Annotated in this window: 27 protein-coding genes and 3 pseudogenes; 17 read left to right on the forward strand and 13 right to left on the reverse strand. The window is 59.5% G+C overall.

Annotated elements, in window-relative coordinates; all coding sequences use genetic code 11:
- Positions 1-29 precede the first annotated feature (29 nt).
- Positions 30-1,214: a M24 family metallopeptidase gene (locus CU103_RS27225; RefSeq protein WP_106667160.1), complete on the forward strand. Its 1,185-nt coding sequence runs from the start codon at positions 30-32 to the stop codon at positions 1,212-1,214.
- 58 nt (positions 1,215-1,272) lie between these two features.
- On the opposite strand, the gene CU103_RS27230 is transcribed toward CU103_RS27225, so the two are convergent.
- Together CU103_RS27230 and CU103_RS27235 are read right to left on the reverse strand one after the other, a co-directional pair.
- Positions 1,273-1,866 carry a DJ-1/PfpI family protein gene (locus tag CU103_RS27230; protein WP_106667161.1) on the reverse strand — a complete coding sequence of 198 codons (594 nt, stop codon included), beginning with the start codon at positions 1,864-1,866 and terminating at the stop codon, positions 1,273-1,275.
- A 52-nt stretch (positions 1,867-1,918) separates the two neighbouring features.
- Positions 1,919-2,617 carry a GntR family transcriptional regulator gene (locus CU103_RS27235; protein ID WP_106667162.1) on the reverse strand — a complete coding sequence of 233 codons (699 nt, stop codon included), beginning with the start codon at positions 2,615-2,617 and terminating at the stop codon, positions 1,919-1,921.
- A 92-nt stretch (positions 2,618-2,709) separates the two neighbouring features.
- On the opposite strand from CU103_RS27235, the gene CU103_RS27240 reads away from it, so the two are divergent.
- The 4 genes from CU103_RS27240 to CU103_RS27255 are packed head-to-tail and all read left to right on the forward strand — an operon-like array spanning position 2,710 to position 7,320.
- Positions 2,710-3,744: an Ldh family oxidoreductase gene (locus CU103_RS27240; protein ID WP_106667163.1), complete on the forward strand. Its 1,035-nt coding sequence runs from the start codon at positions 2,710-2,712 to the stop codon at positions 3,742-3,744.
- Positions 3,741-4,970, forward strand: a complete 1,230-nt coding sequence (locus CU103_RS27245) for an iron-containing alcohol dehydrogenase (RefSeq protein ID WP_106667164.1) — start codon at positions 3,741-3,743, stop codon at positions 4,968-4,970. Before CU103_RS27240 ends, CU103_RS27245 begins: the two co-directional genes overlap by 4 nt.
- A 14-nt stretch (positions 4,971-4,984) precedes the next feature.
- Positions 4,985-6,472, forward strand: coding sequence for an NAD-dependent succinate-semialdehyde dehydrogenase (locus tag CU103_RS27250; RefSeq protein ID WP_106667165.1), 1,488 nt, complete (start codon positions 4,985-4,987; stop codon positions 6,470-6,472).
- Positions 6,473-6,483: 11 nt separating this feature from the next.
- Entirely contained in the window at positions 6,484-7,320 is an 837-nt protein-coding gene (locus CU103_RS27255; RefSeq protein WP_106667202.1) for an alpha/beta hydrolase, read from the forward strand.
- Between the two features lie 554 nt (positions 7,321-7,874).
- Here the strand turns inward: CU103_RS27255 and CU103_RS27270 are convergent.
- From CU103_RS27270 to CU103_RS27280, 3 genes and pseudogenes are all read right to left on the reverse strand, one after another.
- A complete protein-coding gene (locus CU103_RS27270; protein ID WP_106667167.1) occupies positions 7,875-8,552 on the reverse strand; it encodes a type 1 glutamine amidotransferase domain-containing protein in 678 nt (225 codons plus the stop codon).
- 74 nt (positions 8,553-8,626) lie between these two features.
- Positions 8,627-9,214: a VOC family protein gene (locus tag CU103_RS27275; RefSeq protein WP_106667168.1), complete on the reverse strand. Its 588-nt coding sequence runs from the start codon at positions 9,212-9,214 to the stop codon at positions 8,627-8,629.
- Between the two features lie 96 nt (positions 9,215-9,310).
- Positions 9,311-10,071: pseudogene (locus tag CU103_RS27280) on the reverse strand (epoxide hydrolase); the annotation flags it as partial.
- Positions 10,072-10,499: 428 nt separating this feature from the next.
- Here CU103_RS27280 and CU103_RS27285 point away from each other — a divergent pair.
- The 10 genes from CU103_RS27285 (at position 10,500) to CU103_RS32600 (ending at position 21,975) form a co-directional block, all read left to right on the forward strand.
- Entirely contained in the window at positions 10,500-10,787 is a 288-nt protein-coding gene (locus tag CU103_RS27285; RefSeq protein ID WP_106667169.1) for a glycine zipper 2TM domain-containing protein, read from the forward strand.
- 45 nt (positions 10,788-10,832) lie between these two features.
- Positions 10,833-11,324, forward strand: coding sequence for a DUF1269 domain-containing protein (locus CU103_RS27290; protein WP_106667170.1), 492 nt, complete (start codon positions 10,833-10,835; stop codon positions 11,322-11,324).
- A 403-nt stretch (positions 11,325-11,727) separates the two neighbouring features.
- A complete protein-coding gene (locus CU103_RS27295) occupies positions 11,728-12,318 on the forward strand; it encodes a DUF3611 family protein (protein ID WP_106667203.1) in 591 nt (196 codons plus the stop codon).
- Positions 12,308-13,963 (forward strand): alpha/beta hydrolase, encoded by a 1,656-nt coding sequence (locus tag CU103_RS27300; RefSeq protein WP_245449027.1) that lies wholly within the window; start codon positions 12,308-12,310, stop codon positions 13,961-13,963. The genes CU103_RS27295 and CU103_RS27300 overlap by 11 nt, the downstream gene beginning before the upstream one ends.
- Before the next feature lie 222 nt (positions 13,964-14,185).
- Entirely contained in the window at positions 14,186-15,619 is a 1,434-nt protein-coding gene (locus CU103_RS27305) for a basic amino acid/polyamine antiporter (RefSeq protein ID WP_106667171.1), read from the forward strand.
- Between the two features lie 20 nt (positions 15,620-15,639).
- Entirely contained in the window at positions 15,640-16,902 is a 1,263-nt protein-coding gene (gene arcA / locus CU103_RS27310) for an arginine deiminase (RefSeq protein ID WP_106667172.1), read from the forward strand.
- Positions 16,892-18,043 (forward strand): helix-turn-helix domain-containing protein, encoded by a 1,152-nt coding sequence (locus CU103_RS27315; protein WP_146147875.1) that lies wholly within the window; start codon positions 16,892-16,894, stop codon positions 18,041-18,043. The genes arcA and CU103_RS27315 overlap by 11 nt, the downstream gene beginning before the upstream one ends.
- A 154-nt stretch (positions 18,044-18,197) precedes the next feature.
- The gene (locus CU103_RS27320) at positions 18,198-19,643 is read left to right on the forward strand and encodes a Na+/H+ antiporter NhaC family protein (protein WP_106667174.1); all 1,446 of its coding nucleotides are present in this window, start codon (positions 18,198-18,200) and stop codon (positions 19,641-19,643) included.
- A 246-nt stretch (positions 19,644-19,889) separates the two neighbouring features.
- Positions 19,890-21,383, forward strand: coding sequence for a Do family serine endopeptidase (locus tag CU103_RS27325; RefSeq protein WP_106667175.1), 1,494 nt, complete (start codon positions 19,890-19,892; stop codon positions 21,381-21,383).
- Positions 21,384-21,852: 469 nt separating this feature from the next.
- Complete coding sequence (locus CU103_RS32600; RefSeq protein ID WP_280954632.1) at positions 21,853-21,975, forward strand: hypothetical protein; 123 nt, start codon at positions 21,853-21,855, stop codon at positions 21,973-21,975.
- 129 nt (positions 21,976-22,104) lie between these two features.
- Here the strand turns inward: CU103_RS32600 and CU103_RS32330 are convergent.
- Both CU103_RS32330 and CU103_RS27335 read right to left on the reverse strand, forming a co-directional pair.
- Positions 22,105-22,354: pseudogene (locus CU103_RS32330) on the reverse strand (SAM-dependent methyltransferase); the annotation flags it as partial.
- 49 nt (positions 22,355-22,403) lie between these two features.
- Positions 22,404-22,673 carry a hypothetical protein gene (locus CU103_RS27335; protein WP_106667177.1) on the reverse strand — a complete coding sequence of 90 codons (270 nt, stop codon included), beginning with the start codon at positions 22,671-22,673 and terminating at the stop codon, positions 22,404-22,406.
- A gap of 69 nt (positions 22,674-22,742) precedes the next feature.
- Between CU103_RS27335 and CU103_RS27340 the strand changes: the two genes are divergently transcribed.
- Positions 22,743-22,979 carry a hypothetical protein gene (locus tag CU103_RS27340; protein WP_106667178.1) on the forward strand — a complete coding sequence of 79 codons (237 nt, stop codon included), beginning with the start codon at positions 22,743-22,745 and terminating at the stop codon, positions 22,977-22,979.
- Here CU103_RS27340 and CU103_RS27345 read toward each other — a convergent pair.
- Both CU103_RS27345 and CU103_RS32930 read right to left on the reverse strand, forming a co-directional pair.
- Positions 22,976-23,239, reverse strand: a complete 264-nt coding sequence (locus tag CU103_RS27345; protein WP_106667179.1) for a hypothetical protein — start codon at positions 23,237-23,239, stop codon at positions 22,976-22,978. The genes CU103_RS27340 and CU103_RS27345 overlap by 4 nt on opposite strands.
- A 134-nt stretch (positions 23,240-23,373) precedes the next feature.
- Positions 23,374-23,625: a DUF982 domain-containing protein gene (locus CU103_RS32930; protein ID WP_106667180.1), complete on the reverse strand. Its 252-nt coding sequence runs from the start codon at positions 23,623-23,625 to the stop codon at positions 23,374-23,376.
- A 154-nt stretch (positions 23,626-23,779) separates the two neighbouring features.
- Here CU103_RS32930 and CU103_RS27355 point away from each other — a divergent pair, with 154 nt between their 5' ends.
- Positions 23,780-24,478: a LuxR C-terminal-related transcriptional regulator gene (locus tag CU103_RS27355; RefSeq protein WP_106667181.1), complete on the forward strand. Its 699-nt coding sequence runs from the start codon at positions 23,780-23,782 to the stop codon at positions 24,476-24,478.
- Here the strand turns inward: CU103_RS27355 and CU103_RS27360 are convergent.
- The 4 genes and pseudogenes from CU103_RS27360 to CU103_RS27375 all read right to left on the reverse strand — a co-directional run.
- On the reverse strand, positions 24,452-24,940 hold the full coding sequence (locus tag CU103_RS27360) for a hypothetical protein (RefSeq protein ID WP_245449028.1): 489 nt from the start codon (positions 24,938-24,940) through the stop codon (positions 24,452-24,454). The two genes, CU103_RS27355 and CU103_RS27360, sit on opposite strands and share 27 nt — an antisense overlap.
- 206 nt (positions 24,941-25,146) lie before the next feature.
- Positions 25,147-25,425, reverse strand: coding sequence for a hypothetical protein (locus CU103_RS27365; protein WP_106667183.1), 279 nt, complete (start codon positions 25,423-25,425; stop codon positions 25,147-25,149).
- Positions 25,426-25,601: 176 nt separating this feature from the next.
- On the reverse strand, positions 25,602-25,889 hold the full coding sequence (locus CU103_RS27370; protein WP_106667184.1) for a DUF1236 domain-containing protein: 288 nt from the start codon (positions 25,887-25,889) through the stop codon (positions 25,602-25,604).
- A 419-nt stretch (positions 25,890-26,308) separates the two neighbouring features.
- A pseudogene (locus CU103_RS27375) lies at positions 26,309-26,420 on the reverse strand (IS110 family transposase); the annotation flags it as partial.

Here is a 26,420-nt window from a genome sequence, read left to right on the forward strand (position 1 = left end):
GGGTTACACATTTTCTGGGAGGAAAAACGTTGAACATCAATCCAGGGGAAAGGCCCGCGGTGCCGCCGTTCGATACGGCCAAGCTCGACCGGCTCATGGAGGAGGCAGGTATCGACGTCATCGTCGCCACCTCCAAGCACAACACGCAATATCTGATGGGCGGCTACAAGTTCATCTTCTTCGCGGCCATGGATGCGATCGGCCATAGCCGATACCTGCCAATGGTGATCTACGAAAAGGGCGCGCCGGACCACTCGGCCTATGTGGGCAACCGCATGGAGGGCGCAGAGCACCAGAACAATCCGTTCTGGACGCCCGCCGTGCATACGGCGACTTGGGGCACGCAGGATGCCGCCGGGCTGGCCGTCGAGCACCTGAAGAAGATCGGCAAGGCCGGCGGGCGCATCGGCATCGAGCCGGCCTTCCTGCCCTCAGATGCCCGCGACCTTCTTGCCTCGCGGCTGGAGGGCGCGCGGTTCGCCGATGCCACGCATGCGTTGGAGCGGCTGAGGGCCGTAAAGACCCCGGATGAACTGGCAAAGCTGAGGCGCGCCTCCGAACTGATCACCGACTCGATGCTGGCGACGATCGCGGCGGTCCAGGCGGGCTCGACGAAGACGCAGATCATCGAGCAGCTGCGGCGGGAGGAAACGAACCGCGGCCTGCATTTCGAGTACTGCCTGCTTACGCTGGGATCCAGCCACAACCGCGCAGCCTCGCCGCAGGCCTGGGCCGAGGGCGAGGTGCTGTCGATCGATTCGGGGGGTAACTATCACGGCTATATCGGTGACCTCTGCCGCATGGGCGTCCTCGGTGAGCCGGATGCGGAGCTTGAGGACCTTCTGGCCGAGGTGGCGTCCATCCAGCAGGCGGCTTTCGCCAGGGTGAGGGCAGGGCCTGCGGGCAGTGAGATGATCGAGGCAGCGGAGGCCGTGCTCAGGGCCTCGCCGTCGGCGGCTTTCACCGACTTCTTCTGCCACGGCATGGGCCTCGTCAGCCACGAAGCGCCGTTCCTCATGACGAACCACCCCGTCGCCTATGAGGGCATCGATGCCCACCGGCCGTTGGAAGCCGGCATGGTAATCTCGGTCGAAACGACGATGCTTCACCCGAAGCGCGGTTTCATCAAGCTGGAGGATACGCTCGCCATCACGGATGCCGGTTATGAGATGTTCGGCGACCGCGGCCGCGGCTGGAATCGCGGCAGCCCTTAGTCGATCGGCTTTCGAAGACCCGGCGTCCTTCGGGAACCGGGTCTTTTGCGCCAATGGTTCAGGCGTGGCGGATTTCCGTTCCCAGCACCTTCAGGCATTCGCGGATGAAGGCGGCGAGCGCCGTCCAGCCCTTGGCGGAAACCATCGTGCCATCGACATAGGCCTCGGTCGGAGTGAGGTCGATGTAGGTGCCGCCTGCCAGGGTGACTTCGGGTTCGCAGGCCCCAAGTGCGCCCACCTTCTTGCCGCGAACGACGCCTTCGACCGCGATCAGGATCTGGACCCCGTGGCAGATGGTAAAGATCGGCTTCTTCTGGTCGTGGAAATGGCGCACCATCGCCTGCACCCGCTTGTCGGTGCGGATATATTCCGGCCCGCGCCCGCCGGCGCAGTAGACGGCGTGATACTGGTCAAGCTGTTCCTCGGCTTCGGAAAACGTCTTGTTGATGGTGACGTTGTGCCCGAGTTTTTCGGTGTAGGTCTGGTCACCCTCGAAATCGTGCAGCGACGTTCTGAGAATGTCGCCGGCCTTCTTGTCCGGGCAGACGATGTGCACCGTATGGCCGACGGCCTCCATGGCCTGCTGGTAGACGAAGATTTCGTACTCCTCGGTGAAATCGCCGGTGAGCATCAGGATTTTCTTGCCTGGCATGGGTTCTCCTCCTCGTTGTCGGGCAGGCACTTAATTGGGCCCGCCGGGTTACTCAGAACGCGTCGAATGCCGGCAGCAGCCGGTCGCGCGAATGTTCGATATGGATGCGCATTGCGTTCGCCGCAGCGTCGGGGTCGTGAGCCGCGAAGGCATCGAGCAGCGTCTGGTGTTCGCCGAGCGCCTCCTCGGTCACGCGGCGATGGAACATCAGGCGGAAGATGTGGAAATGCGTGTGCTGGAATGTCAGCGTCTCGCGGATCAGCTCGTTGCCGGCAAATTCCATGATACGGTCGTGGAAGATGGCGTCCTTTCGGGCGAAAGCCGAATAGTTCGCCCGCTCGTCCCTGTTGTCGCTGCGCGTCATCACGCCTGCGGCCTCCGTCAGGATAGCGAGCCTTTCGTCGTCCATCGACTGGGCCGCCTTGGCAGCGCCGGCGGGCTCCAGCAGCAAGCGGAGTTCATAGAGTTCGTCGAAGCGGTGGCGCGTGATCTGGGGTGCGGCACGAAAGCCGACGAGATGCTGCTTGACGACGAGACCTTCGCCTTCAAGCCGACCGAGCGCTTCGCGGATCGGCGTGTGGGAGACGTTGAATTCCTTGACCAGGTCGTCGACCGTGATGCGCGCGCCCGGCGCGATCTTCAACGACATGAGCTGGTTGAAGATCACTTCGTAGACGTCGCCGGCCAGGCTGTTGGCGCGCGGTATCTGGGTCGTGCCCGCTGATGGTTGTTTAGGTCTCGTCAAAATCATCTGCTGTATTGCCCCTTGACAGGTTCAATCGCTAGCACGATGCTGCGGATAATACAATCCTATATCCTATACGATTAATATAGGGGCAAAATATGCGGATATCCGAAGTAGCAGCGCTTGCGCTCGCCACCCGCCTGCTGGAAACGCACGGCGCGCCGCGTGACCATGCGGTCCTGCAGGCTCGCGTCCTGGTGACCGCAGAGATGAAGGGGCACCCCGCGCACGGCCTGCGCCGCCTTGCGCAACTGGTCGAACGGATCGAGCGCGGTGTCATTGACCCCGGGACGAAGGGCACGCAGCGCTGGCGGGCGGATGCCGTGATTGAGGTGGAGGGTTCGTCGGGGTTCGGCCCTGTCGTCGCCATGGCCGCGATCGAGCGGCTCGCGCCCCACATTCCCGATCTGGGCATCGGTCTCGTCGCCGTGCGCAATGCGAACCATCTCGGCATGCTCGCGCATTATGTGGAGGCCATCGCCGCGATGGGTTTCATCGGCATTGCGCTCTCGTCGAGCGAGTCGCAGGTCCATCCTTTCGGCGGTACGCGGGCCATGCTTGGCACAAACCCCGTTGCGGTCGCCGTGCCGACCGCCGAGGAGCCGCTCGTGCTCGATCTCGCGACCAGCCTCGTGCCCATGGGTAGGATAAATCATCACGCGGCGACCGGCAGGCCCATTCGGGAAGGATGGGCACGCGATGCGGAGCGCCACCCGACGACCGATCCGGTTCGTGCCAAGGCTGGCGCGATTGCGCCGTTCGGCGGCGCGAAGGGCTACGGCCTCGGCATCGCCATGGAGTTGCTGGTGGCAGCCCTTGCGGGCTCGGCGCTTGCACCTGATGTGCGCGGCACACTGGACAGCCACTCGCCATGCAACAAGGGTGACGTCTTCATATTGATCGAGCCCAGTCTGACGCCGGGATTGCCGGCACGGCTGTCGGCCTATCTCGATGCAGTGCGCGCCTCACCGCCCGCCAAGGCCGGCGAGCCGGTGCTCGTTCCGGGCGATCGTGCCCGCCGGCGGAGGGAAACGGCGGGCCGCGACGGATTCGATATCGACCAGCGCCTCTGGGAAGACCTCAACGCGCTTTCCCGCTCCCGTATTCTGGCCTTCGAAGGACAAAGATCATGAGCCTGTTTGCCGTCCTGAGGCTGCCGCGCGAAATCCTTTTTGGCGTCGGCCAGCGTCATGCGCTCGCGAGTGTCGCCGGCAGGACCGGCCGGCGCGCACTCGTCTGTACGGATACGCGCTTTGCCGCGACACCCGTATTCGCGGAAATGATCGCCGCGCTTCAAGCCGCCGGCATCACCGTGCTGGTGCATGACCAGACGCTGCCGGACGTGCCGCGCGATACGGTCGCGGGTTGCGTGGAGGCGGCGCGCGGCTTTGCGTCCGACATGGTGATCGGCATCGGCGGCGGCAGTTGCCTCGACATGGCGAAATGCGCCTCGCTGCTGCTCGCCCATGGCGGCGGGCTCGGCGATTACTACGGGGAGTTCAAGGTACCAGGACCCGTCCTGCCGGTCATTGCCGTGCCGACGACGGCGGGTACGGGCTCCGAGGTCACTCCTGTCGCGGTTGTCTCCGATCCCGAATGCACGCTGAAGGTCGGCATTTCGAGCCCCTATCTCGTTGCAGCAGCGGCGATCTGCGACCCGGAACTCACGGTCTCCTGCCCGCCGGGTCTCACGGCGACTACCGGTGCGGATGCGCTGACGCATGCGATCGAAGCCTTCACGGCCATACGCCGCCCCGGCGATCCGGAACTCCCGCAGCAGCATGTCTTCGTCGGTAAGAGCGATCTCTCCGACCAGTTCGCACTGCATGCAATCCGGCTCCTCAGCCGGAGTCTGGAAAGGGCCGTTGCCGACGGCTCGGACATCGATGCGCGTGCCGATGTTATGATGGGCGCGCTCGCGGCAGGCTGCGCCTTCGGCACGGCAGGCACCGCCGCGGCCCATGCGGTGCAATATCCGGTCGGTGCCGTGACCCATACGGCGCACGGTCTCGGGGTCGCGACCATGCTGCCCTATGTGATGACCTATAATCGCCGCGCCGCCGCTGCGGAAATCGCTGTTGTCGGCAGGGCGCTCGGCCTCGATCCCGCCGGGGTGGAGGACGAGGAGGCCCTTGCCGATGCGGCGATCGGCGAGGTGAGCCGCCTCTTCGCCGCGATCGGCATCTCGCCGACGCTCGCCGGGCTCGGCCTGCCGGAAGACCGGCTCGACTGGACCGCCGAGCAGGCGCTCGGCATCGGCCGGCTGATCAAGAACAATCCGCGTTCCTTCGATTCGGCCGCCATGCGCGGCCTCGTGCGCGCCGCCTATGACGGCGACCTGGCCGCTTCCGCCCTCTGACCTTGAGAAACATCATGAACGTCAACCAGCATCCTCCGCATCCCGACCACGATCGCTTCGGGTTCCGCTCGGTCCCCGACGGCCTCTATATTGGCGGCGCTTGGCGGCCAGCCGCGGGTGAGGGGCGCATTCAGGTGATCGATCCCTCGACCGAGGCCGTCATTGCCGCCGTGCCCGATGCGACTGTCGCGGATGCGGCGGCGGCCGTCGAGGCTGCTGCAGGTGCGGCGGAAGGCTGGCGCGAGACGCCACCGCGAAAGCGTTCCGAGATTCTGCGCCGCTGCTTCGAACTTATGATGGAACGCTCCGAAACGCTTGCCACGCTTATTTCGCTTGAGAACGGCAAGGCCCTGCGCGACGCGCGCGGCGAAGTGGCCTATGCGGCGGAATTCTTCCGGTGGAACGCGGAGGAGGCGGTGCGCATCTCCGGCGAGTTCGGCATTGCCCCGTCCGGTGCGAACCGGATCGTCGTCGATTACCAGCCTATCGGCATCTGCGTTCTCATCACGCCGTGGAACTTCCCGGCTGCGATGGCGACCCGCAAGATCGCGCCAGCGCTAGCCGCAGGTTGCACCGTCATCCTGAAGCCCGCGAGCGAGACGCCGTTAACGGCCTATGCGCTTGCGGCCCTCTACAAGGATGCTGGTGTGCCGCCCGGCGTCGTCAATGTGCTGACAACGTCGACGCCCGGGTCCGTCACCGCCGCCATGCTGGCCGACCCGCGCGTGCGAAAACTCTCCTTCACAGGCTCGACGGGCGTTGGCCGCACGCTTCTGGCACAAGCGGCGAAGAATGTCATCTCCTGCTCTATGGAACTCGGCGGCAACGCGCCGTTCATCGTTTTCGATGATGCGGACCTCGACGCGGCGATCGAGGGCCTGATGGTGGCGAAAATGCGCAATGCGGGCGAGGCATGCACGGCCGCAAACCGCATTTATGTCCAGTCCGCAATCCACGATGCCTTCGCGGAAAACTTCACCCAGCGCATGGCCGCCCTCAGGGTCGGTCCGGGTGTGCATTCGGATACGGAATGCGGTCCGATGATCACACGCAAGGCGGTGGAGAAGCTCGACCGGCTCGTTGTGGACGCCATTTCGCGGGGCGCGCGCGTCCTTTGCGGCGGGCGGGCCATGGCAGGGTGCGGCTTCTTCTATCCGCCGACGGTGCTTGTGAATGTTTCCCCGACCTCCGACATGGGCTGCGAGGAGATTTTCGGTCCCGTGGCTCCGCTCTACCGTTTTGAGAGCGAGGCAGAGGTCGTCGCCGCCGCCAACGATACGGAGTATGGCCTTGCCGCTTACATCTATACCCGCGACATGGGCCGTGGCATGCGCGTCGCCTCGAAGATGGAGGCAGGCATGATCGCGCTCAATCGTGGACTGGTCTCCGATCCCGCCGCCCCCTTTGGCGGTGTGAAGCAGAGCGGGCTTGGACGTGAGGGAGGCCAGCGTTATGGTCTCGCCGAGTTCATGGAAGCCAAGTACATCGCGACAAGTTTATGAAGGAGGGACCTGTGGCCGCCGATCCGTTCCGCATTCGTGACCATGTCGCAAGTTTCGACGACATTGTCGACGATATCCGTACCCGCAGCATCGCCACGCGCCGCACCGTCGCCATGGAGGCCAACGTCGCCTACGGTCGTGAGACGGGCGAGACGCTTGACATTTTCCTGCCAAATGCTGCCGGCTCGGGCATGCCGATCCACATGTTCATCCATGGCGGCTATTGGCGCATGTTCTCCAAGGAGGACTATTCCTGCGTCGCTGAGACCGTCACCCGCGCCGGCGCGGTCGCCGCCATCGTCGATTATTCGTTGATGCCGACGGCGAGGATGGAGGTCCTGATCGCACAGGTCCTGAAAGCCAAGACTTTCCTGCTGACGCATGCCGATCGCTTTGGTGCCACGCCCAGCAGATTTTCCGTCAGCGGCCACTCGGCTGGTGCACATCTTGCGACCTTTCTCTTTAATCGCTCCTTAGCGCCGTCGGGTGTAATTTCTGCTTTCCTGCTTGGCGGGCTATACGACCTCGCACCCTTGCAGACGTCTTTCCTGCGTGACGAGATCGCCTTGAGCGACGAGGAGGTGCGACGGTTTACGCCGATGCGTCGCGAGCACGACCCTGCAACGCGCGTCGCTATCATGACGGGCGAACTGGAAACTAACCCCTTCAAAATCCAGGCAAATGCCTTTAGGGACGTTCTTGCCGCCCAAGGGCTTGAAGTGCGAGCATCACACGTTGCTGATGGGGATCACATGAGCACGGTACGAGATCTCGCCGTCTTTGGCACACCCGTAGCGGCAGCATTGCACGCCTTTATTGCCAATGATGCCAGCGGGAAACCGCGGTGAGGATTCGGGCCTGTCGCAAAGAACTTCGTGCTACAATCCACCATAGCCCGCCCGTTTCATGCTTTATTCGGTTCGACTGTGACATCGGCATATCTGGCTGTAATTTCGCTTCAATCTGACCCTGCGCGACGTTGAGGAAGTGCTGCTTGAGTGCGGTATTGTCGTGTCCTACGAGACCACTCGTCGATGGTGTTGAATGCACGGTCCGCGCGTCGCTTGCCCCTGTAAAGCGCCGACAAAAGAATGATGTCTCGCACCTTGATGAGCTTGTCGTGCTTTGAAAGAGTTCACGACGGCCCGTTTCGAGTAGATCGCGAACGGACAGCGTTTTCTGGGTTTCCGAAAACTCTGTTGGGATCGATGGATTTATCCGTGTCGCCCGCGACGCAGAACCACCTTTGCATAGTTGCTCCGATCTTGAGATTGCTGCCGACCATCTGGGCAAGGACGGGCGTGACCGCCTGCTTCTTGGTCCTCAATATATCGATGTGGCTCTTGCCAACTTTATCTTCGAACATTGCGGTCTCGAGGGTTGCTTCCGGCGACTCGCGCCGCTACGTCCGCAATAACGTGACCAGTTTCTTTGCAGCAGAGGCGGACGAGGCCGGATTCTGCCCGGTGATCAGCCTCCCGTCGACGATGGAAAAATCCACCCAGTCGTCCGCCTTTTCGTACAGGCCGCCCAATCGTTTCAGCTCATCTTCCACGAGGAACGGCACGACCCTGGTCAATTGCACGGCTTCCTCCTCGGAGTTGGCAAAGCCCGTAACCCGCTTGCCCTTCACAATGGGCTGTCCCTGATAGCTGACCTTGTGCAGAGCCGCCGGAGCATGACAGACAGCAGCGACCGGCTTGCCGGAATTGTAGAAGGCTTCGATCAACGCGATCGACGTTGGATCATCGGCAAGGTCCCACATCGGTCCATGACCGCCCGGATAGAAGACCGTGTCATAGTCCTCCGCTAGAATGCTGCTAAGCCTCGCAGTATTCGCCAATTCCTTCCGGGCGGCCGGATCACTCTTGAACCGCGCCATAGCGTCGGTCTGGTTGCCAGGTTCGTCGCTCTTGGGATCGATCGGTGGCTGGCCGCCCTTTGGCGAGGCCAAGGTAATGGTGGCGTCCAAATCCTTGAACACGTAGTAAGGGGCGGCGAACTCCTCCAGCCAGAAGCCGGTTGGCTTGCCGGTATTGCCAAGCTGATCGTGCGACGTCAGTACCATCAATATCTTCATGCCGCCTCTCCTTGATCGGTGCGGTGCCCATAACGATCGACAATGCTGCAATAAGCTTGCCGGCGAGTCTTCAGTTATGACGGCAGCTCCTCGCCGGCCTGTTCCCGGACGATGTATTCGGCGTACCAATCCGGCCAATTTTCATCATGCTGACCGCCAGTGCGTTTCTCGTGCTCGCCGTGCGCAGCCGCTGCGCGGCGCAGTGCTGATGCAAGCTCCGCAGACGAGTTGAATATCGTGTTGTCGTTGTCGACGCGTCCAGGCAACCGCGCGGTTACCTCCTGCAGCAGCCAGCTGTTGTTGTCTGGATCGCTGAAGGAGGCGAATGAGGCGTAACTGCGCCGCTCCGGATCCACGCCCTGGACTCGGCCGGGTCCGTCGCCACTATGGAACACCTCGCTGACTTCGACACCGCGCCCGGCGAGCTCCGCGCGCGCCGCTTCGACGTCGGGCACGACGAGAAAAAGGCCCGTTGCGCTCCCCAAATGGATCGAACAGTGTGAGCCAGGGGGCGTGAACTGGACGGCGCGAGACCCGTCTTTTCTGACGAAGTCGGCATCAAGCCTCCAGCCCAGGCTGTCGTAAAAGCGCATGGCGCGATCGATATCCGAAACAGGGATAACGGCCACCTCGAGTTTCATGTCTGCTCCTGCATTGGTCATGAATTCTCTCCTTGGTATTGAACGAACGTCTCACCGAGTGCGAGATGCGAGCATCGAATGGAACGCCGGGCCTTGAGGGGGGTGTTGTTCTCCCCATCAGATTGGTTGTCGCAACGATCCGGACGCCGCTCTTAATTCTTGGGCGAAAATTTTCGGTTGTTCCCAAGCGGCAAAGTGACCACCCCTGTCGACCTCGTGGAATAGATCGGGTTGCGATAGCCGCGCCGCGCAAGGGGTCTCCGGCGCGCGATAGCTCTCGCCCGGAAAAACGGTGATGGCGACCGGGAGCGAAATTTCGGACGTCATCTCCGGACCCGCAAATGCAGCGCTGCGGCCACCGGTCTCCCAATAAAGCCGCGCCGATGAAGTGCCGCTGGTCGTCAGCCAGTAAAGCGTGACATCGTCAAGCACCTCGTCAGGTGACGTTTCCGGATCGTCGCTATTGTACGTCCACGTCGAGAAACCGGGATGCCCGAGCATCCACGCGGCAAGGCCGACAGGCGAATCGGCAAGCGCATCGCCGATCGTCTGCGGCCGCGTTCCCGTCATCAACGCATATGACCTGTTTCCCATCTTGGCGCCAGCGCTGAGCGCATCGAACGTCGCGCGCTCCTTCTCGGTCAATCCCGCTGGCGCAGCCGCTAGCACCGCGGCAATATCGGGCGGTACGATCGCCGGCAGTTTGATGTGGATGCCGGGCAAACCTTCAGGTGCCTGGCGCGCCATCGCGTTTGAGACTGGGGAGCCGCAATCGCCACCCTGCGCAACGTAGCGCGTGTAACCGAGCCGCTTCATCAGCTTGGCCCAGATTTGCGCGATATGGTCGGGGCCAAACCGGTGCTTGTCGGCTTGCCGGAGCGTGACAAAGAAATTCTTTTTCAAGCTTTCCTCCATGACGATTGGCGGTGGGAGCATTGAATCTCGAAAGCCGTAACGGTCTGTCGATGAAGCAGGTCAGCACGGACAGAACAGCTGGTACAGTACGTTACAGCCACGAACGGGCCTGTCTCAACCGATTTTGCTATGTTTGCCAAAGATTGGGATGCTCGGCGTATTGTTGGGATTCTCAGCCGATCATTGGGGAGCCCAGTGGCGCTATAGTATGTTGGTGACGCTGCAGTGCTTCCGCGCCCAAATGGCTGGGCTGACGCTGCTGGCATTCCTTACGCGATGAGTGCGAGCTATCGGTGGTGAACCTCGCGATCTAAAGTCGACCTGAGCATCAAATGAGGGGCGGCGGAACCCGGCCTGTTTGAATTCCAGAATTAGAAGAGGGAGCTATGGCATGAGGGCTTTTAACATCGCAGTTGCCATCACTGTTGTGACGATATCTATTTCCGGTTGCGCAACGAACGAACAGGACCGGCGGGCCGGAACAGGCGCTTTGGTAGGCGGCGGATTGGGTGCTGTGGCCGGTCAGGCGATCGGCCGCAGCACGCGAGCTACCGTAGGCGGCGCGGCCGCCGGCGCGCTGTTGGGGGCCGTTGTCGGAACCGCGTCGACGCCCAGCCAGGACCGAAACCACTGCCGCTATCGACGCAGTGATGGCACGATCTACATCGCGCCATGTTGACCGTCGACCCAATGCAAGCACGAAAACTTGTCAAAAGGAGGTACCATGTCTGACCTGATTGCAATCGTTTATCCCACCGAAGAAAAGGCGGAGGAGGTGCGCCAGCGCCTTTTTGAACTGCAGAAGGATTACTTGGTCACTCTCGGCGATGTCGTCATCGCCACAAAAACGGACTCGGGCAAAATCAAGCTCAACCAGATGGTCAACACGACCGCGGCAGGTGCTGTTTCGGGCAGCTTCTGGGGCTTGCTGATCGGCATTCTCTTTCTCAATCCGCTGATCGGGGTGGCGGTGGGTGCCGCCTCGGGTGCGTTGGGTGGGGCACTGACCGATGTCGGAATCAACGATTCCTTCATGAAGGATCTCACCGCAAACATTGAGCCTGGCAATGCGGTTCTATTCACGCTCGTTCACTCGATGACGGCAGATAAGGTCTTGAAGGACATCTCCGCTTTCGGTGGCGTGGTGCTCAAGACATCATTGGACGAAACCAAGGAACAGGTACTGCGCGACGCCTTGCAGAAGGTTTCCGCGTAGGCAGGCATTTTTGCAATGTGCCGGCGGCGTTGTGAACACGTTGGCCGGCACCGGGGAAAAGTCGGAGCAACCGTCGATGGTCTTTCCTCCGCCAAAGTAGACTGTCCATCGTTAAGGCGGCGGTTCGGGCTTCGGAGGGCGAATTCCTGGGTGAAGCCATCTTGCGCAGACCACTTCACAAGAGACCTGATCTCCGCAGGAGTGATGGAGCTGCGAGCGCTTGCATCGGGGCGTTCCTCATTGTCATCGGTATTGCCGCGAGTGGCTTGACCCGCCGCAAAGCATACCTCCACGGAGAGCTCGATCCACGAGGCGGAATTGTACGAACATGCAGGTTCACCCGCGGGCGCAAGCGAATCTTCGCGCTCAGAATTCACAATCGGAACCGAAAGGTTTAGGGCAGATGGTTGGATTTTCACCCCGCAACAGTCTCGCCGGGAGCTTCCGGCGCGTCGGCAAGATTGGCTTTTGGGCACAAGTTGTGATCGGGGTCATATCAATATCGCTGGCAATTTATGCTTTTACGTTAGGGCGGCAAGGGGGCGGCCTTGGCACCCGTGGCGGGCTGGCGCTCACAGAATATCTTACGATATTGAGCCTGCTGATACTGGCCTTCACGACAGCGTGGTCGTATCGCTATGTCGGGTTGGCGGAACGGATCGAGGTTCCTTCGCGCCGCCCTCAGATCTCCGCCGTCAAGCGCGTCGTCTGGATCGGCGTGGTCTGCACCATCATCGGCCTGATCCTCTCGATGTTGATAATGCTGTTCGAGACTGCTCAGCTGTTCTTGTATTTTCTCCGCGCCCCGCAGGCCGGTATCCCGGTTGTGCAGGTGACCGGCGAGAGGGCCAGTTGGGTCTCTGCGGGAGACATCCTCGGCCTTGCCGTCGTTATCCTGACGACGTTCGTCGAAGTGCTGGTGTTGTCGCTTGGTCTTTGGCTGCTTTTCCGGACGCTGATGCCTTCAACGGAGTTCCCCCAGTTTGACGAATAGCTGGATTGCGCGGTTCTGGCGCTCGTTTTCCACCAGCGGACTGCTTGTCGGCACCGCATTTTTTGTTGCCTCGATGACGCCGACGCTTACGCCTAGATCCTATCTGATCCAGGGGGTAATTTCCGGATGGTGCTTTGCCGTCGGATACGGCATCGGTGTCCTGTGCAGGCTGTTGTGGGGTTACATGGAGCTGCCCCTGCCGGTCGAACGATCGTCGCGCGTCATCAAACGGATCTCGGCGGCAGTTTTCCTCATCCTCGCCGCGACGGTGCTATGGTTGTCGGCAGGGTGGCAGAATTCAATACGAAAACTGATGGAGATGGAACCGCTGCCAAGCGCACAGCCTCTCGAGGTCTGCGCCATCACGCTCATCATTTTCCTGTTGCTCATTGCGCTGGCCCGAGGCTTGAGCCTTGTCTCGCATGCAATCGCAATGCGTATGAGGCATCTTCTTCCGTGGAGGGTGGCACGGGTTATCGGTTACGCCCTAACGATAGTGTCCGTCTGGGCCATCGCCAATGGTGTGCTCATTCGATACATGCTGCATGTCGCTGACGCATCGTTCGCGTCGTTCGACCAGTACTTCGAGGCGGATAAGACCCCGCCCATATCTCCGCTTAGGTCCGGAAGTGCCGCCTCGTCGGTTGGGTGGGAAGACCTCGGGCGTACGGGCCGAGCGTTTGTCGCCAGCGGACCGACAGCTTCAGAAATCAGCGCGCTTGGGGATGGCCCCGCGCTCGAGCCCATCAGGGTCTATATCGGGCTCGCGGCCGCGGAAACACCTGAACGACGAGCGCACCTGGCGCTTGACGAACTCAAGCGCACCGACGCGTTCAGGCGGTCCGCCCTTGTTGTGGTCACACCCACTGGCACAGGCTGGATCGACCCTGCCGCGATCGACACTCTTGAATATTTGTGCGACGGGGATGTCGCGAGCGTCGCGGTCCAGTATTCCTATCTTTCCAGCCCGCTTTCGTTGTTGATGGACCCGGAATACGGCAAGGAGACGTCGCAGGCATTGCTTCGCACCGTCTATGAGTATTGGACGACACTGCCGCCGGAAACGCGGCCGAAGCTGTACCTCCATGGCCTCAGTCTCGGCGCGCTGAACTCCGAAAATTCATTCGAACTTTATGAAATGCTCGGCGATCCAATTCAGGGCGCGCTGTGGAGCGGCCCTCCATTCCAGAGCGGTTTCTGGCGGAGTGTCATGGAACGTCGCAACCCGGGATCGCCAGCCTGGCTTCCGCAATTCCGGAGCGGATCTTTTGTCAGATTCATGAATCAGAGAGGCGACATGAGCCAGACTAACCAGCCATGGGGACCGGCGCGGATCGTCTATCTCCAATATGCAAGCGACCCGGTGACATTCTTCGATTACCGCGATTTTTACCGCCGCCCCGACTGGCTGGACGCGCCGCGTGGACCGGACGTGTCGCCTGAGTTTCGTTGGTATCCTGTGGTGACAGGGCTCCAGCTTGCTTTCGACATGGCAGTCGCCACTAGCACGCCCGTGGGCTACGGGCATGTGTTCGCGCCCGAGCACTATATTGACGCGTGGCTCGTTGTTTTGGAACGGAAGGCATGGACTATCGGGAAGATCGCACGATTGAAACAATATTTCGTGCGGCAGCGGCAGCAGTAGAGTTTTTGTCGCGGCCATAGAAGCGCGTGAAACCGCTCCACCGCCAAAGCGGTTTTGCGATGCAGGCATATTTGCCTCGGACATGGGGACCGCACAATTAGAAATGCTGCGCCCAAATTTGGGACTCTGTGCTGATCTCCTCGACATTCAATAGCGCTATAGTTCGTATCTGGATTTTACCTTTTGCTACGTCAGCAACCTGATCAACTCTCGGGGTGTATCATGGCCTCAGGTGCTACTCAGAAATTTTCCCTGTTCGCGCTCACCGCCATGGTCGTGGGTTCAATGGTTGGTGCCGGTATATTTTCGCTTCCGCGCACTTTCGGCAACGCGACGGGACCTTTCGGGGCGATCATCGCCTGGTGCATCGCCGGCGGTGGCATGTACATGCTAGCCCGCGTGTTCCAGTCTCTCGCCGAACGCAAACCTGAACTCGACGCCGGCGTGTTCGCCTACGCGAAGGAAGGCTTCGGCGACTATCCGGGCTTTCTTTCGGCGTTCGGCTACTGGATCGGCAGCTGCATCGGCAACGTTTCCTACTGGGTACTGATCAAATCAACGCTCGGATTGTTTTTCCCGGTGTTCGGCGACGGCAACACGGTTGTCGCCATCGTCGTCGCCTCAGTAGGCATCTGGCTGTTCCATTTCATGATCTTGAGGGGTATCCAGCAGGCCGCTTTCATCAACTCGGTTGTGACTGTTGCGAAGGTTGTCCCCATTCTTCTCTTTATCCTCATCTTGTTTCTGTTCTTCAAGGCGGACATGTTCAGCGCCAATTTCTGGGGTGGTGTTGGCATGCCGGACGCAAGTCTGTTCGAACAAGTTCGTGCAACCATGCTGGCTACGGTCTTCGTCTTCATCGGTATCGAAGGTGCGAGCAATTATTCGCGCTATGCCACGAAGCGTTCCGACGTGGGCACGGCGACCATTCTCGGCTTTGTCGGCGTGACCACCCTGATGGTCCTGGTAACCCTTCTGCCATACGCGGTCATGCCGCGTGCTGAGATAGCCGCCATGAGTCAGCCCTCCATGGCCGGAGTGCTCGAAGCCGCCGTCGGTCACTGGGGTGCGGTCTTCATCAGCATTGGCGTGATCGTTTCGGTGCTCGGCGCATACCTGGCTTGGTCGCTGGTCTGCGCTGAAGTCCTGTTTATCGCTGCCAGAACCAACGACATGCCAAAATTGTTCGCAACCGAGAACCAGAACAAGGTTCCCGCCGCAGCTCTGTGGCTCACGAACATTATCGTGCAGCTGTTCGTCATCAGCACGTATTGGTCCCAGGACGCATTTGCATTGATGCTGAACCTGACCAGCGCGATGTCGCTGATCCCTTACCTGTTCGTGGCGGCTTTCGGCGTCCTGCTCGCCAGGCGCGCCGAGACATACGACACCGAGCCCCAGCAACCGAACCGCGATCTCATCATCGCCAGCGTCGCCGCTATCTACACGCTCTTTATGATCCTGGCAGGCGGGCTGAAATTCGTTCTGCTCTCCGCGCTTCTCTATGCACCCGGCACCTTGCTCTACGTCTGGGCGCGGCGCGAGCAGGGCAAGCCAGTCTTCAACACCTGGGTCGACTGGATCATCTTCGCCGCGGCAGCAATCGGCTGCATCGCAGCAGTCGTCGGGCTCGCAACCGGCTACATCACAATCTAGTTCATCTCGGGAGGTCCAACATGTCAGCTTCTCCAAACACTGAAACCAGCGACTTTGGCGTTCATTCCGAAGTTGGCCAGCTACGGAAAGTCATGGTGTGCGCGCCGGGCCGGGCGCATCAACGGCTTACACCCAGCAATTGCGACGACCTGCTTTTCGACGATGTGTTGTGGGTCGACAATGCCAAGCGTGACCACTTCGACTTCATCACCAAGATGCGTGATCGCGGTATCGAGGTGCTGGAGATGCATAACCTCCTTGCCGACACTGTGGCCGTTCCTGAAGGGAAGAAGTGGATTCTCGACAATCAGGTTGTCGTCAACCAGGTCGGCCTTGGCTTGGTGGATGAAATTCGCAGCTATCTGGAGGGATTGCCCAACCGGGAGCTTGCAGAAACGCTGATCGGCGGCCTCTCAACCTATGAGTTTCCCGAAACGCATGGCGGTGAAATGCTGAAACTCGTCAGAGACGCTGCGGGGGTCAACGAATACCTGCTGCCACCGCTTCCCAATACGCTCTATACACGCGATACGACATGCTGGATCTATGGCGGGGTCACGTTGAACCCGCTTTATTGGCCGGCGCGCCATGAGGAGACGATCCTGACCACCTCCATATACAAGTTCCATCCGAGCTTTGCCGGAAAGGTCAATGTCTGGTGGGGCGACCCCACTGAGGATTGGGGGCTTGCTACGCTCGAAGGCGGTGACGTCATGCCGATTGGCAAGGGCAATGTCCTTATCGGCATGAGTGAGCGTACCTCGCGCCAGGCAATCAGCCAGCTGGCATTGAAGTTGTTCGAACGGGGAGCAGCCGAGCGCGTGATCGTTGCCGCTATGCCCAAGTTGCGTGCCGCCATGCACCTTGACACGGTGTTCACCTTCGCCGACCGCGATTGCGTGCTCCTCTATCCTGACATCGTCAACAATATTGACGCTTTCTCATATCGGCCTGGAGACAAGGAGGGTACGGTCGAACTGCATAAGGACAAGGGCACATTCGTCGAAACGGTCCGCGATGCACTCGGCCTCAAGGAGATGCGTGTGGTCGAAACCGGCGGCAACGATTATGTGCGTGAGCGCACGCAGTGGGACAGCGGTGCGAATCTCGTCTGTGCTGCGCCGGGTGTCGTTTATGCCTATGACCGCAACACCTACACCAATACCCTGTTGCGCAAGGAGGGCATCGAGGTCATCACCATCACCGGCGCGGAGCTTGGCCGTGGCCGGGGCGGCGGCCATTGCATGACATGTCCGATCGTCCGCGATTCGGTTGATTACTGAAATTCGCGATCTTCTCGGGGCACGGCTGTCATGGGTGCCGGTGACGCAGGAAAGAAGGAGCCGGTTTGCGATGCTGCCGGAGATTGTTGGCGCGGGTCGCCTCCCAGGAATATGGTGCGTTCCCAGCTTCACGTTTGATACGCGAGAGTTACCAGCAGAATCTCAATTTGAGGCCTGGCGCAAGAGTTTCTCGCCAATACTCACACTTACCAAACCTGATGACAGCTCGATTGGTTTCAGGGGAAAACAGGTGATCTGGGATCTCGGTTGCCTAGCCTTCTCGCAAATCGAAACCGACGCGATGACATTCGCGAGCGAGGGCGGCCGTGCACGAAGAGCTCCGCCCGATCACTGGACCATGACATCATTGCTCTATGGGCGCATGGGTACAGTTACACCGCACGGGTCCTTTGAAGGTCAAGCGGGGGAGGTGCAAATCCACTCGCTGTGCCGGCCGTTTGAAGGATGGTCGACAAAAAGTGAAATGCTCACTCTGTACATCCCTCGCGATTTCTCCGCCGAGGTGACACAGGTGCTCGCCGCATCAGAGTTCTCCACAATCAATACCGGGATGGGCCGATTATTCTCTGACTACCTCTTAGCTCTGGCAAAGCGACTATCTATGGTCAATGCCGCAGGTGTTCCAGGCCTCGCGGCGGCGACGCGAGCAATGATATTGGCCTGTGCAATGCCGTCCGGCGAACAGCTGCGGGATGCGAAGGGGCAAACCGGCACGATCATGCTCGAGAGGGCGCGTTGTTGCGTGCAAAGGAATCTGTCCGACCCCAGCTTCGGTGCCGACAGACTACGCGATGAACTCGGCATTTCTCGCACGCACCTCTACCGCCTTTTCGAGCAGTTCGGCGGTGTCCTACGCTATATTCAGCGGCGTCGACTTCTTGAAGCCCACTCGGCGCTGACTGATCCGAATGATCATCGCCGTGTCACTGAGGTTGCTAAGCAGAGTGGATTCGGCAACGGGTCGGAGTTCAGCCGCGCGTTCAAACACGAGTTCGGGTATACTCCAACCGAGCTTAAGACCGGAATTTGGACTGGGCCACGTAGTAGGCCAACTCTTGCGCTTACCGATGCGGTACCCGAGGAGAGGTTCGGCCTGCTCCTGCGCAAACTTCATGGCTGACGCAGGTTGTTTCGCGGTGCCAACAGATGCAATCAAGATGGATGGTACCCTGGCGTTGACATGCGCACCATCGCGGGAGACGCACTGGGGAATCGCCTTCACACCTACTGTAGCAACCGTCATTCGCGCTATACCACGTAAGAGGCTTTGACCCATGCCGGAACAATCCCATCCGCCCCTGGCGTTGATCGAAGCGATAATACCTGTCGCAACCCTCATCCTGCTTGTCGCCCTTTCCTACCACCTGTTTGGTGACGGGGGGACGTCAGGACCCAATCAGGTCGCTTTGGTCATCGCCACGATGGTTGCCGTGGTGGTAACCCGGCGTCACGGGTACACACTTGACGAGCTGCGCAACGCCGCGATTGCCAGCGTGAGCACGGGCATCGGTGCAATCTTCATTCTCTTTGCTGTAGGAGCGCTGATTGGTACCTGGGCGTTGAGTGGAACGCTTTCCGCGATGGTTTACTACGGTTTGCAGCTGCTCAATCCGAACTATTTCTATGTCACCACCGCGGCAATCTGCGCCCTGGTTTCGTTCGGGATAGGCAGTTCATGGACCGTCGTGGGAACGATCGGCATCGGCCTTATGGGCATATCCAGCAACATGGGGCTGGATCCGGCGATCACGGCCGCCGCAATCATTTCCGGCGCTTATTTCGGAGATACGACATCGCCATTGTCTGATTCAGCGAACCTTGCCGCGGGTGCCGCCAACGCCGATCTCTATGACCACATCCGCGAAACCTCGTTGATTTCGATTCTGGCGCTTCTGCTTTCGCTTGGGGTGTTCTGGTTTTTCAGCGGCACAGCAAGCTTTGACGCCAGCGCCAAAATGGCTGCGATCAACAAAGCGTTCCATATATCCCCCGCATTGTTTGCGCCGCTGATCCTCGTCGTGGGTCTGGCACTTCTAAAAATTCCCCCCTTTACCACAATTTTTATTGGAGCCCTTGCTGGCGGCGTGCTTGCGGTGATTGTTGCGCCGGACAGGGTCATCGCCTTTGCCAACGCCGACGATTCGGTGCCGGGATGGCTTGGCCTGGTCAAGGGTGTATGGCTCGCCCTTGCCAGTGGCTATGTGTCGACATCCGGCGATCCGGCCATCGACATGCTCGCAACGCGCGGCGGCATGAGCAGCATGCTCGACACGATCTGGCTGGTGATTACGGCTTTCGCCTTCGGTGGGGTTGTCGAGAAGACAGGTATTTTGGCAAGATTGATCGCTCCGATCATCGGTGTGGCAAAAACCGCCGGGAGCCTGATTGCCGCCCTCGTCGCCGCCGTGGTCGCAACCAACGTCGCGACTGCTGATCAGTACCTTGCAGTTGTTCTGCCAGGGCGGATGTTCAAGAACGAATTTGCCGCCCGCGGCATGTCACCTGTGGCGCTTTCCCGCTCCATCGGCGCATCGGCGACACCGACATCCGCGCTCATACCATGGAACAGTTGCGGCGCGTATATGACGGCCACGCTCGGCGTCTCCACATTCAGCTATTCTCCCTACGCTGTCTTCAACATTGCCAGCCCGATGTTGACGATCGTGGCGGCGTTTCTCGGAATTCGAATGCTGACCCGCAAAGCTTCCAACCTGAGCTGAGTACGCGGGAAGGTCGCAAGCATTCCGAAACAGGCCGGCTGGAAACCGGCTGTTGGATGGATTGCATACCGCCGCCAAGGAAAGAGGTGGTCGGCAAACGCCCCTGGCCCTGAAGAATTCAATCAACGGCCGGTGCTGTCCGTTACAAATCGTTCATTCCGCGGAAATGTCGCCGTAACCCCGGATTGCGTAAACCGTCTGATATTAAAGGCGGCACATCGCCGTCATCCCAAGGAGATACCATGTATGTCAAATGACCATAAACCATTCACTTACCGGGCCCGTGTGGCTGCCGCGTTGGTGTCGTCGGCGCTCGTCGGTGGCCTGCTGGCTACTGGCCCGCTGGCTGCCATCGTGCCTGCTCAGGCTGAGGCGGTCCATGTTTCCGGTCCTGCAGAATCCGGATTTGCGGACATCGTCGAAAAAGTCAGCCCCGCAGTCGTCAGCGTCCGCGTCAAGGGCGTGCCCTCACAGGCCGACAACGACAATTCGGATATGCCGGGTCTAGACCAGCTTCCCGAGGGCATGCAGCGCTTCTTCGGCCAGCGGGGCATGGAACCGCGCAAGGCCCCCCGCAACCAGCACAGGCCGGAGCGCATCCGTCCGACCGCGCAAGGTTCGGGCTTCTTCATCTCGCAGGACGGCTATCTCGTCACCAACAATCATGTTGTCGAAGACGGCAGCGCCTATACGGTCGTGCTCAATGACGGCACCGAGCTCGACGCCAAACTCGTCGGCAAGGACAAGCGAACCGATCTTGCTGTGCTGAAAGTCGACGACAACCGCAAGTTCACCTATGTCGGTTTCGGCGATGACAACAAGGTCCGTGTAGGCGAGTGGGTCGTTGCGGTGGGCAATCCTTTCGGCCTCGGCGGCACTGTGACCGCAGGCATCGTCTCCGCCAGCGGCCGCGACATCGGTGCCGGCCCCTATGACGATTTCATCCAGATCGACGCAGCCGTCAACAAGGGCAACTCGGGCGGCCCGGCCTTCAACCTCAATGGTGACGTCGTCGGCGTCAACACGGCCATCTTCTCACCTTCTGGCGGCAGCGTCGGCATCGGATTCGCGATCCCCGCGCAGACTGCAAAGCTCGTCGTCGACCAACTGATCAAGACGGGCTCCGTATCCCGCGGCTGGATCGGCGTTCAGATACAGCCGGTAAGCAAGGAGATCGCGGATTCGCTCGGCCTGGCGAAAGACGAAGGAGCGCTCGTGGCCCAACCGCAGCCTGGTGGCCCCGCCGCCAAGGCGGGCATCACCGCTGGTGACGTCATCACCGCCGTCAACGGCAACACCGTTGCCGATCCGCGTGACCTTGCCAAGAAGATCGCCGCGGTCGAGGCTGGCGAGGACGTCGAGCTGACGGTATGGCGTGACGGCAAGGCCAAGGCGGTCGACGTCGCCATCAAGGCGATGCCCGGCGACGACAAGGGGGCGGCCGCCTCACCACACGATGCAAAGCCGTCTGCGCTCGAAGACTTTGGACTGACGGTCATGCCATCGGATGATGGCAAGGGACTGGTGGTGACGAACGTCGAACAGGATGGCGATGCCGCCGACAAGGGGCTCACGCCCGGCGACATCATCGTATCGGTTAACAACCAGCCAGTGAATACGGGCATGGAAATCGAGACCGCCTTTGCAGATGCGGCCAAGTCGGGTCGCAAGGCTGTACTCCTCCAGGTGCAGTCCAAGGACCAATCAAGATTCGTCGCGTTGCCAATCGATCAGGGTTGAGCCAGCGGCAATCGGACCTGAGGCGGCATTTCGATGTTGTTGCCTCGGGCCACCGCTCGAGAGTTGGATCGAAAAACTCGGCTTCTACGAAGCAAAGCCCTGGGGACGAGTTTTATCTGACTCGCACGCTTTGACACCGCTGGTGGCGGCGGGATCCCGTTCGTCGCTGCCAAGGCGCTCCGATCAGTCCGGCAAAGGACGAATGGCCGCCGCTAGCTGCCAATTCTCCAAAATCGCGCTTCGACCGCCACCACACACGTTGCGAAGCATTGCCCAACATGACAGTATTCCCGTTGTCGGACAGCCATTAACGGAAAAAGGGCTCACACCAATTGCCGTAGTGATGCGGCTTTACCACGAATATGCAATCGCCGCCGCCTGCGAAGTGGATCTTCGCAGTCGGTACACATGCGGAGCGGATCAGCTATCGTGCACGGTGCCAGCAATCGACGCGAGGAGACAAAGGTCCATGTCGGACAAACGCGACGCGCGACTGAAGAAACTTGGCGTCAATGCCGGTCCCATAACCTTTAGCACGGTATTCCTGATTGGGGTCGTGGTGGCAATCGTCATTGCTTGGCTTCTGTACTGAATTGGAGCCTAAACTTGGCGTGATGTGGCTCTTGCGCTCAATTGCCTCGACCTGAATTCGAGAGCACGCTCGAAACCGGATTAATCCAGCATCGGGGGCAACTTTACGCAGCCGTAATTCTCCGCCCTAACTCCCAGTCCACGACTTCCTGCGAAAAGGGGCCGGTGTGCACATCATAGCGGAAGCGCCGTAGCAAACGTGCGACGGGGTTGAGATTATCGTTGAGTGTGTCATGCGCCGACGGTTCGACGATCAGCCAGGTTCCTTCTTTCGCCAGATGCTCCTTTACATGCCGACCAGCCCCGACGGGATCGCCATATCAAGCAGGCAATCGGACATGGCAACAAGATCATAGCCGCCCCGGGAAGTCCTTGGCCGTGGGCCCGCCGGAATTCCGTCGGGTCATCGGGGCAGCTCCGAAACAGGCGTCACTCTCGTTTTGACTCGTAAGCTTCGAGCATCCGATCGGCGTCAGATAGCTGCCGATAGAGTTCGTCTAGCATATCGTCAACGACATTCATCTTTTCACCCGCCACGGCGAAAATCTCCTGTGAGGCACCGCGGACCTTGGAGTTGGAGACCGTCTCCAAGATCAAATCGAGCCCATCGTAGCGATAACGGGCATGAGCAAGCGCATCTTTGATGTCGATGACGTGCCTGCGAAATGGATCAAGCACTTCGCCTAAATCAATCTTCATCCTGGGATCTCCACTATTCGAACGATGATTTTTAGTTCTGCTTTGCCTGTACATTAATGGATACTGCATGTGTACGATATATTGCTTGATACGCCCGCGCAGCTTACAGCCATGCGGGTAGTCATCGTCTTGGGTGTCGAACTGGATCTTCTGCCGGCACAGGCCTACGAGTGTCCGTACGGCCGAATGCGCCAGGACGACATGCAGGTGGCATTTCGCAGTCACTTCAAGGTCATACTCATGGCGATCGATTCAACAAAGCTCGAGCGTCTAGAGCAGGCGGAGATCGAACAAACAAAGCGCTAGACCTCATCGTCGCGCATGCGCTCACTGCGCTTCCGCTGTTCAGCCAAGCTAGGTACCATCGCTTCAACAATGCTGAAAATGGTAACGAACAGAATGGTGGCCACCGCTATGAACGCGATCATTGTGAATGAGATCACACGCCCGAACCTGCCATGCACCGCCTCTAAAAAGAGTTGCTCACTGAGCGTATTCGGATGGGATTGCATCTCGTCGAAATAGTTGCCTGAATTGTCACCCCAATCGTTGCGTTTGTTGGCCATTGCCCTGGCCTTTCTATTGTTTGCCCCATGACTGGCCCGCCGTCTTGCCGACGCGAGCTCGCGCTGGAAGAATAGCTCTCATCCGCGAAAAACGCCATCGGACCAAAGTCTTAGTGCTACCAATCAAAACAGAACTATAGTCGCTGGTGGGTGACGTAAATGCCTGCCTCTTTGGCAGCTTCAATGAAGGCGTCCCGGCAGGCGGTACAAGTGACTTTTTCACCCCAAGCCTCCAAACATGCTTGCCGAGCAGCTTGGTATTTGTCTCCCGTTTGCACAGGCCAATGCGCAACAAGCCACAGCGCTGCTACGCCAACGGACTCGATGTCTTTCGTCTTACCGAGGTTGGTCGTAGTTCGCGCATGCCGATAAACGCACGGCCGCAACTCTCCGTTCCCTTATCATCCGGCGGACATTATGATGGTGAGATCATTTAAGAGAGACCAGTGCCTGACCCTCTGCCGGCGGGGGCAGCGATTAGGAGAAGCCGGTTATTTTCGGGGATCAGACCGTCCAGCGTACGTACGGTATGGAGCATACATGATGGGGGAAATCCGAATAGCAGTCATCGACGATCATCCCCTGTTCAGAGAGGGCGTTAAACGCAGTCTTGGTGAAATCAGCGGCCTCGAAATCGTGGCAGAAGGAAGCACGAAGGAGGACGCAATTCGGATTGCACTCGAGTACCTTCCAGATGTCATTTTGCTCGACGTTTCAATGCCCGGTGGAGGTCTGGACGCGATCTCGCCGATACTGGCCCGCGTTCCCGATCAGAAGATCATTATGCTGACTGTCTCCGAGACGAGCGACGATGTGACCATTGCCTTGAACAGCGGCGCGAAAGGATATGTCCTGAAAGGCGTCGGTTCCCGGGCACTCGCGGGTATAGTTCTCGCCGTGGCCTCCGGTGAGGGCTATGTTTCTCCTTCCCTATCGGCCCGGTTGCTCTCGGACGCATCATCGATGTCCGGTGCGCCTGGCAAAAATCACTCGATCGCCGGACTGACCGCCCGCGAGCATGAAGTATTGAACCTTGTTGCGGCAGGATTAAGCAACAAGCGCATTGCGCTGAAGCTTGACCTGCACGAAAAGACGGTGAAACACCATATGGGACGCATCCTTGCCAAACTCAACCTCACAAACCGGACCGAAGCTGCTATGGCATTGCGCGACGCCGGTCATGAAATCTGTTGGCGGGAAAAGGTGCCCGCTTTAGCGGTTGAACGATTGCAATCTTGATTGATCAGATGTTGTCGCGGTTCGATTGATGATTGTGCGGCCTTTCGCGTCCTTCATAACGTAGCGTCCATCTTTAATTCTTTCACTCATTCCGTTCCAGTGCCGAACCTCCATTGTGGCACCGTCGATCGCGACATTCTCGGCAGGGGTAGACTGATTGACGTTCCCGCCCTGAGCATTGCCGGTGTTGCCAGCACTGTTGCTTTTGCCGCCTCTGCCTCCGCTATCACTGCCGGCCTTGCCGCCATCATTCTTGCCGCCACCATTGCCATCGTTCCCGTTGTTACCGCCGGCATTGCCTCCACCCTTGCTGCCGTTATTGCCACCACCGCTGCCATTGTTGCCGCCAGCACCGCCTCCGCCGTTGCCGCCATCTTTTCCCCACGCCGTCTGGACGTTCAGTTCAAGGAAGTGATGGCCGAACGTAACTTTATAAGGCGCCGCTACCAGGGCCAGCGCCAAGACCGCGCTGCAAAGAACGGGAACCACCTTGACATGGGCAAGCATCGCGCCTCCTGTAGATTTAAGCCTGGGGCGGGCCAAGCCGCCGACCGGCGAGAGCTCCGGACCCTCTGGACCTAACCGGTGCAGCGTAGCTTGGGTCCGATCTGAACAAGCCATATTCTAGCGGCTTAGAGGACTGGAGCGCAATGATGTGCGCTAATGATCTAGTCGTCATCATAGGGACTGATAATTGCCAGGTCAGCAATCGCACGAGCCAAGGCCCCGGCTGCAACTCTTGTGCTCTGTTCGGTTTCGTATTCGATGCCTTTAATTACGATATTTACTTGGAAAATGTCGTAACGCGGATCGGTCGATCTCTTCAGCAAACGGAGATATACGCCGCCCAGTTCCTCAGAGCTGACAATGACCATTTGAGTTCGATTGTCCTTCACGACCGGCATTTCAAACGCATGGAGGATTCTCAACTCATCCTTTTTCGACACGACGGTGCTCCGTTCCAGTTGATCGCCGCGCAATGACTAGATCGACGCGCGGAAGGCAAGCTTCGTTACATGGCGCATAGGGGTCGAAGAGTTTGGCTTGGCCGCCCCCGTCTTAGCGGCCAAGCCGAGGCTGCAGCAAAGTTGTCAGCCTATTCCGTTTGGCTCATTCGAGGTCATCACTTCGACATATAAACCACCTTGCGGTCCTTCATCGTCACGATGACCGGCTGCTTGTCGACATAGACATAGCCGTAGTCTGGACTGTCAGGGATCGGCACCAGCTTGACGTCCGCGGGAACAGTCGTGCCCACAGCGACATCGCCCTCGATGACCACAGGATCGGTGGGGTGCGCGATGACATAGTCACGGGCCGGCTGCGGTACCTCAATCACAACCGCGTCTTGCGCGAAAGCGCTTCCTGAGGCCGCCATCATCATGGCCATGGCGAACAGAATACGTCTCATGCTTACTCTCCCTTGTAGAATCTTTCCCTTCGGCTACCAGAAGTCGTGGCACACAGGGTTTGTTCCGCGGGGTGAGTACCCGCACGAGCGTTTCAGACCTTTGCTGCGCGCCATTCAGACTTAAGACCGATCTTGGAGAGGGTCTAAAGTCCAAGGCTCTTTCGGACCGAAGCCCAAAACCGGAACGCTGCAACCCCGATGACGTTTGCCTGTCAGGTCTGCCGTCCCGTGAATCATCGTGGCTAGCGGGCTACCCGGAGAGCGTAGGTAGTACCGATCCCAGTTCGCTCTCCGGCCAGTTGGAGAGTGTCGCCGCTCTCAGAGCTCACATTCTGAGGAGATGATCCCCATGAAGAACATTGTTTTGAAAACTGCGCTTGTCTTTGCGCTTGGCGTTGCACCTGGAGTATCCGTTTTGATCAAGTGGCTTTTTGGTTCCATTTTCGGTTGTCGCGCAGGAGCGCGTTGGCGAGGACGATAAGTTTTCGCATGATTGCAGTTATAGCGACCTTTGGCGGTTTTCCAGTCCCG

The organism is Phyllobacterium sophorae (assembly GCF_003010965.1).
In the GTDB taxonomy this organism is placed as follows: domain Bacteria; phylum Pseudomonadota; class Alphaproteobacteria; order Rhizobiales; family Rhizobiaceae; genus Phyllobacterium; species Phyllobacterium sophorae.

Excerpts from the sequence above, each read along its gene's own strand:
- CU103_RS27240 (WP_106667163.1), top strand. The coding sequence starts at position 2,710 with ATGCGGATATCCGAAGTAGCAGCGCTTGCGCTCGCCACCCGCCTGCTG.
- CU103_RS27285 (WP_106667169.1), top strand. The coding sequence starts at position 10,500 with ATGAGGGCTTTTAACATCGCAGTTGCCATCACTGTTGTGACGATATCT.
- CU103_RS27230 (WP_106667161.1), bottom strand. The coding sequence starts at position 1,866 with ATGCCAGGCAAGAAAATCCTGATGCTCACCGGCGATTTCACCGAGGAG.
- CU103_RS32600 (WP_280954632.1), top strand. The coding sequence starts at position 21,853 with ATGTCGGACAAACGCGACGCGCGACTGAAGAAACTTGGCGTCAATGCC.
- CU103_RS27355 (WP_106667181.1), top strand. The coding sequence starts at position 23,780 with ATGATGGGGGAAATCCGAATAGCAGTCATCGACGATCATCCCCTGTTC.
- CU103_RS27275 (WP_106667168.1), bottom strand. The coding sequence starts at position 9,214 with ATGACCAATGCAGGAGCAGACATGAAACTCGAGGTGGCCGTTATCCCT.
- arcA (WP_106667172.1), top strand. The coding sequence starts at position 15,640 with ATGTCAGCTTCTCCAAACACTGAAACCAGCGACTTTGGCGTTCATTCC.
- CU103_RS27295 (WP_106667203.1), top strand. The coding sequence starts at position 11,728 with ATGGTTGGATTTTCACCCCGCAACAGTCTCGCCGGGAGCTTCCGGCGC.
- CU103_RS27370 (WP_106667184.1), bottom strand. The coding sequence starts at position 25,889 with ATGAGACGTATTCTGTTCGCCATGGCCATGATGATGGCGGCCTCAGGA.
- CU103_RS27235 (WP_106667162.1), bottom strand. The coding sequence starts at position 2,617 with ATGATTTTGACGAGACCTAAACAACCATCAGCGGGCACGACCCAGATA.
- CU103_RS27245 (WP_106667164.1), top strand. The coding sequence starts at position 3,741 with ATGAGCCTGTTTGCCGTCCTGAGGCTGCCGCGCGAAATCCTTTTTGGC.
- CU103_RS27290 (WP_106667170.1), top strand. The coding sequence starts at position 10,833 with ATGTCTGACCTGATTGCAATCGTTTATCCCACCGAAGAAAAGGCGGAG.
- CU103_RS27270 (WP_106667167.1), bottom strand. The coding sequence starts at position 8,552 with ATGAAGATATTGATGGTACTGACGTCGCACGATCAGCTTGGCAATACC.
- CU103_RS27305 (WP_106667171.1), top strand. The coding sequence starts at position 14,186 with ATGGCCTCAGGTGCTACTCAGAAATTTTCCCTGTTCGCGCTCACCGCC.
- CU103_RS27335 (WP_106667177.1), bottom strand. The coding sequence starts at position 22,673 with ATGAAGATTGATTTAGGCGAAGTGCTTGATCCATTTCGCAGGCACGTC.
- CU103_RS27345 (WP_106667179.1), bottom strand. The coding sequence starts at position 23,239 with ATGGCCAACAAACGCAACGATTGGGGTGACAATTCAGGCAACTATTTC.
- CU103_RS27320 (WP_106667174.1), top strand. The coding sequence starts at position 18,198 with ATGCCGGAACAATCCCATCCGCCCCTGGCGTTGATCGAAGCGATAATA.
- CU103_RS27250 (WP_106667165.1), top strand. The coding sequence starts at position 4,985 with ATGAACGTCAACCAGCATCCTCCGCATCCCGACCACGATCGCTTCGGG.
- CU103_RS27325 (WP_106667175.1), top strand. The coding sequence starts at position 19,890 with ATGTCAAATGACCATAAACCATTCACTTACCGGGCCCGTGTGGCTGCC.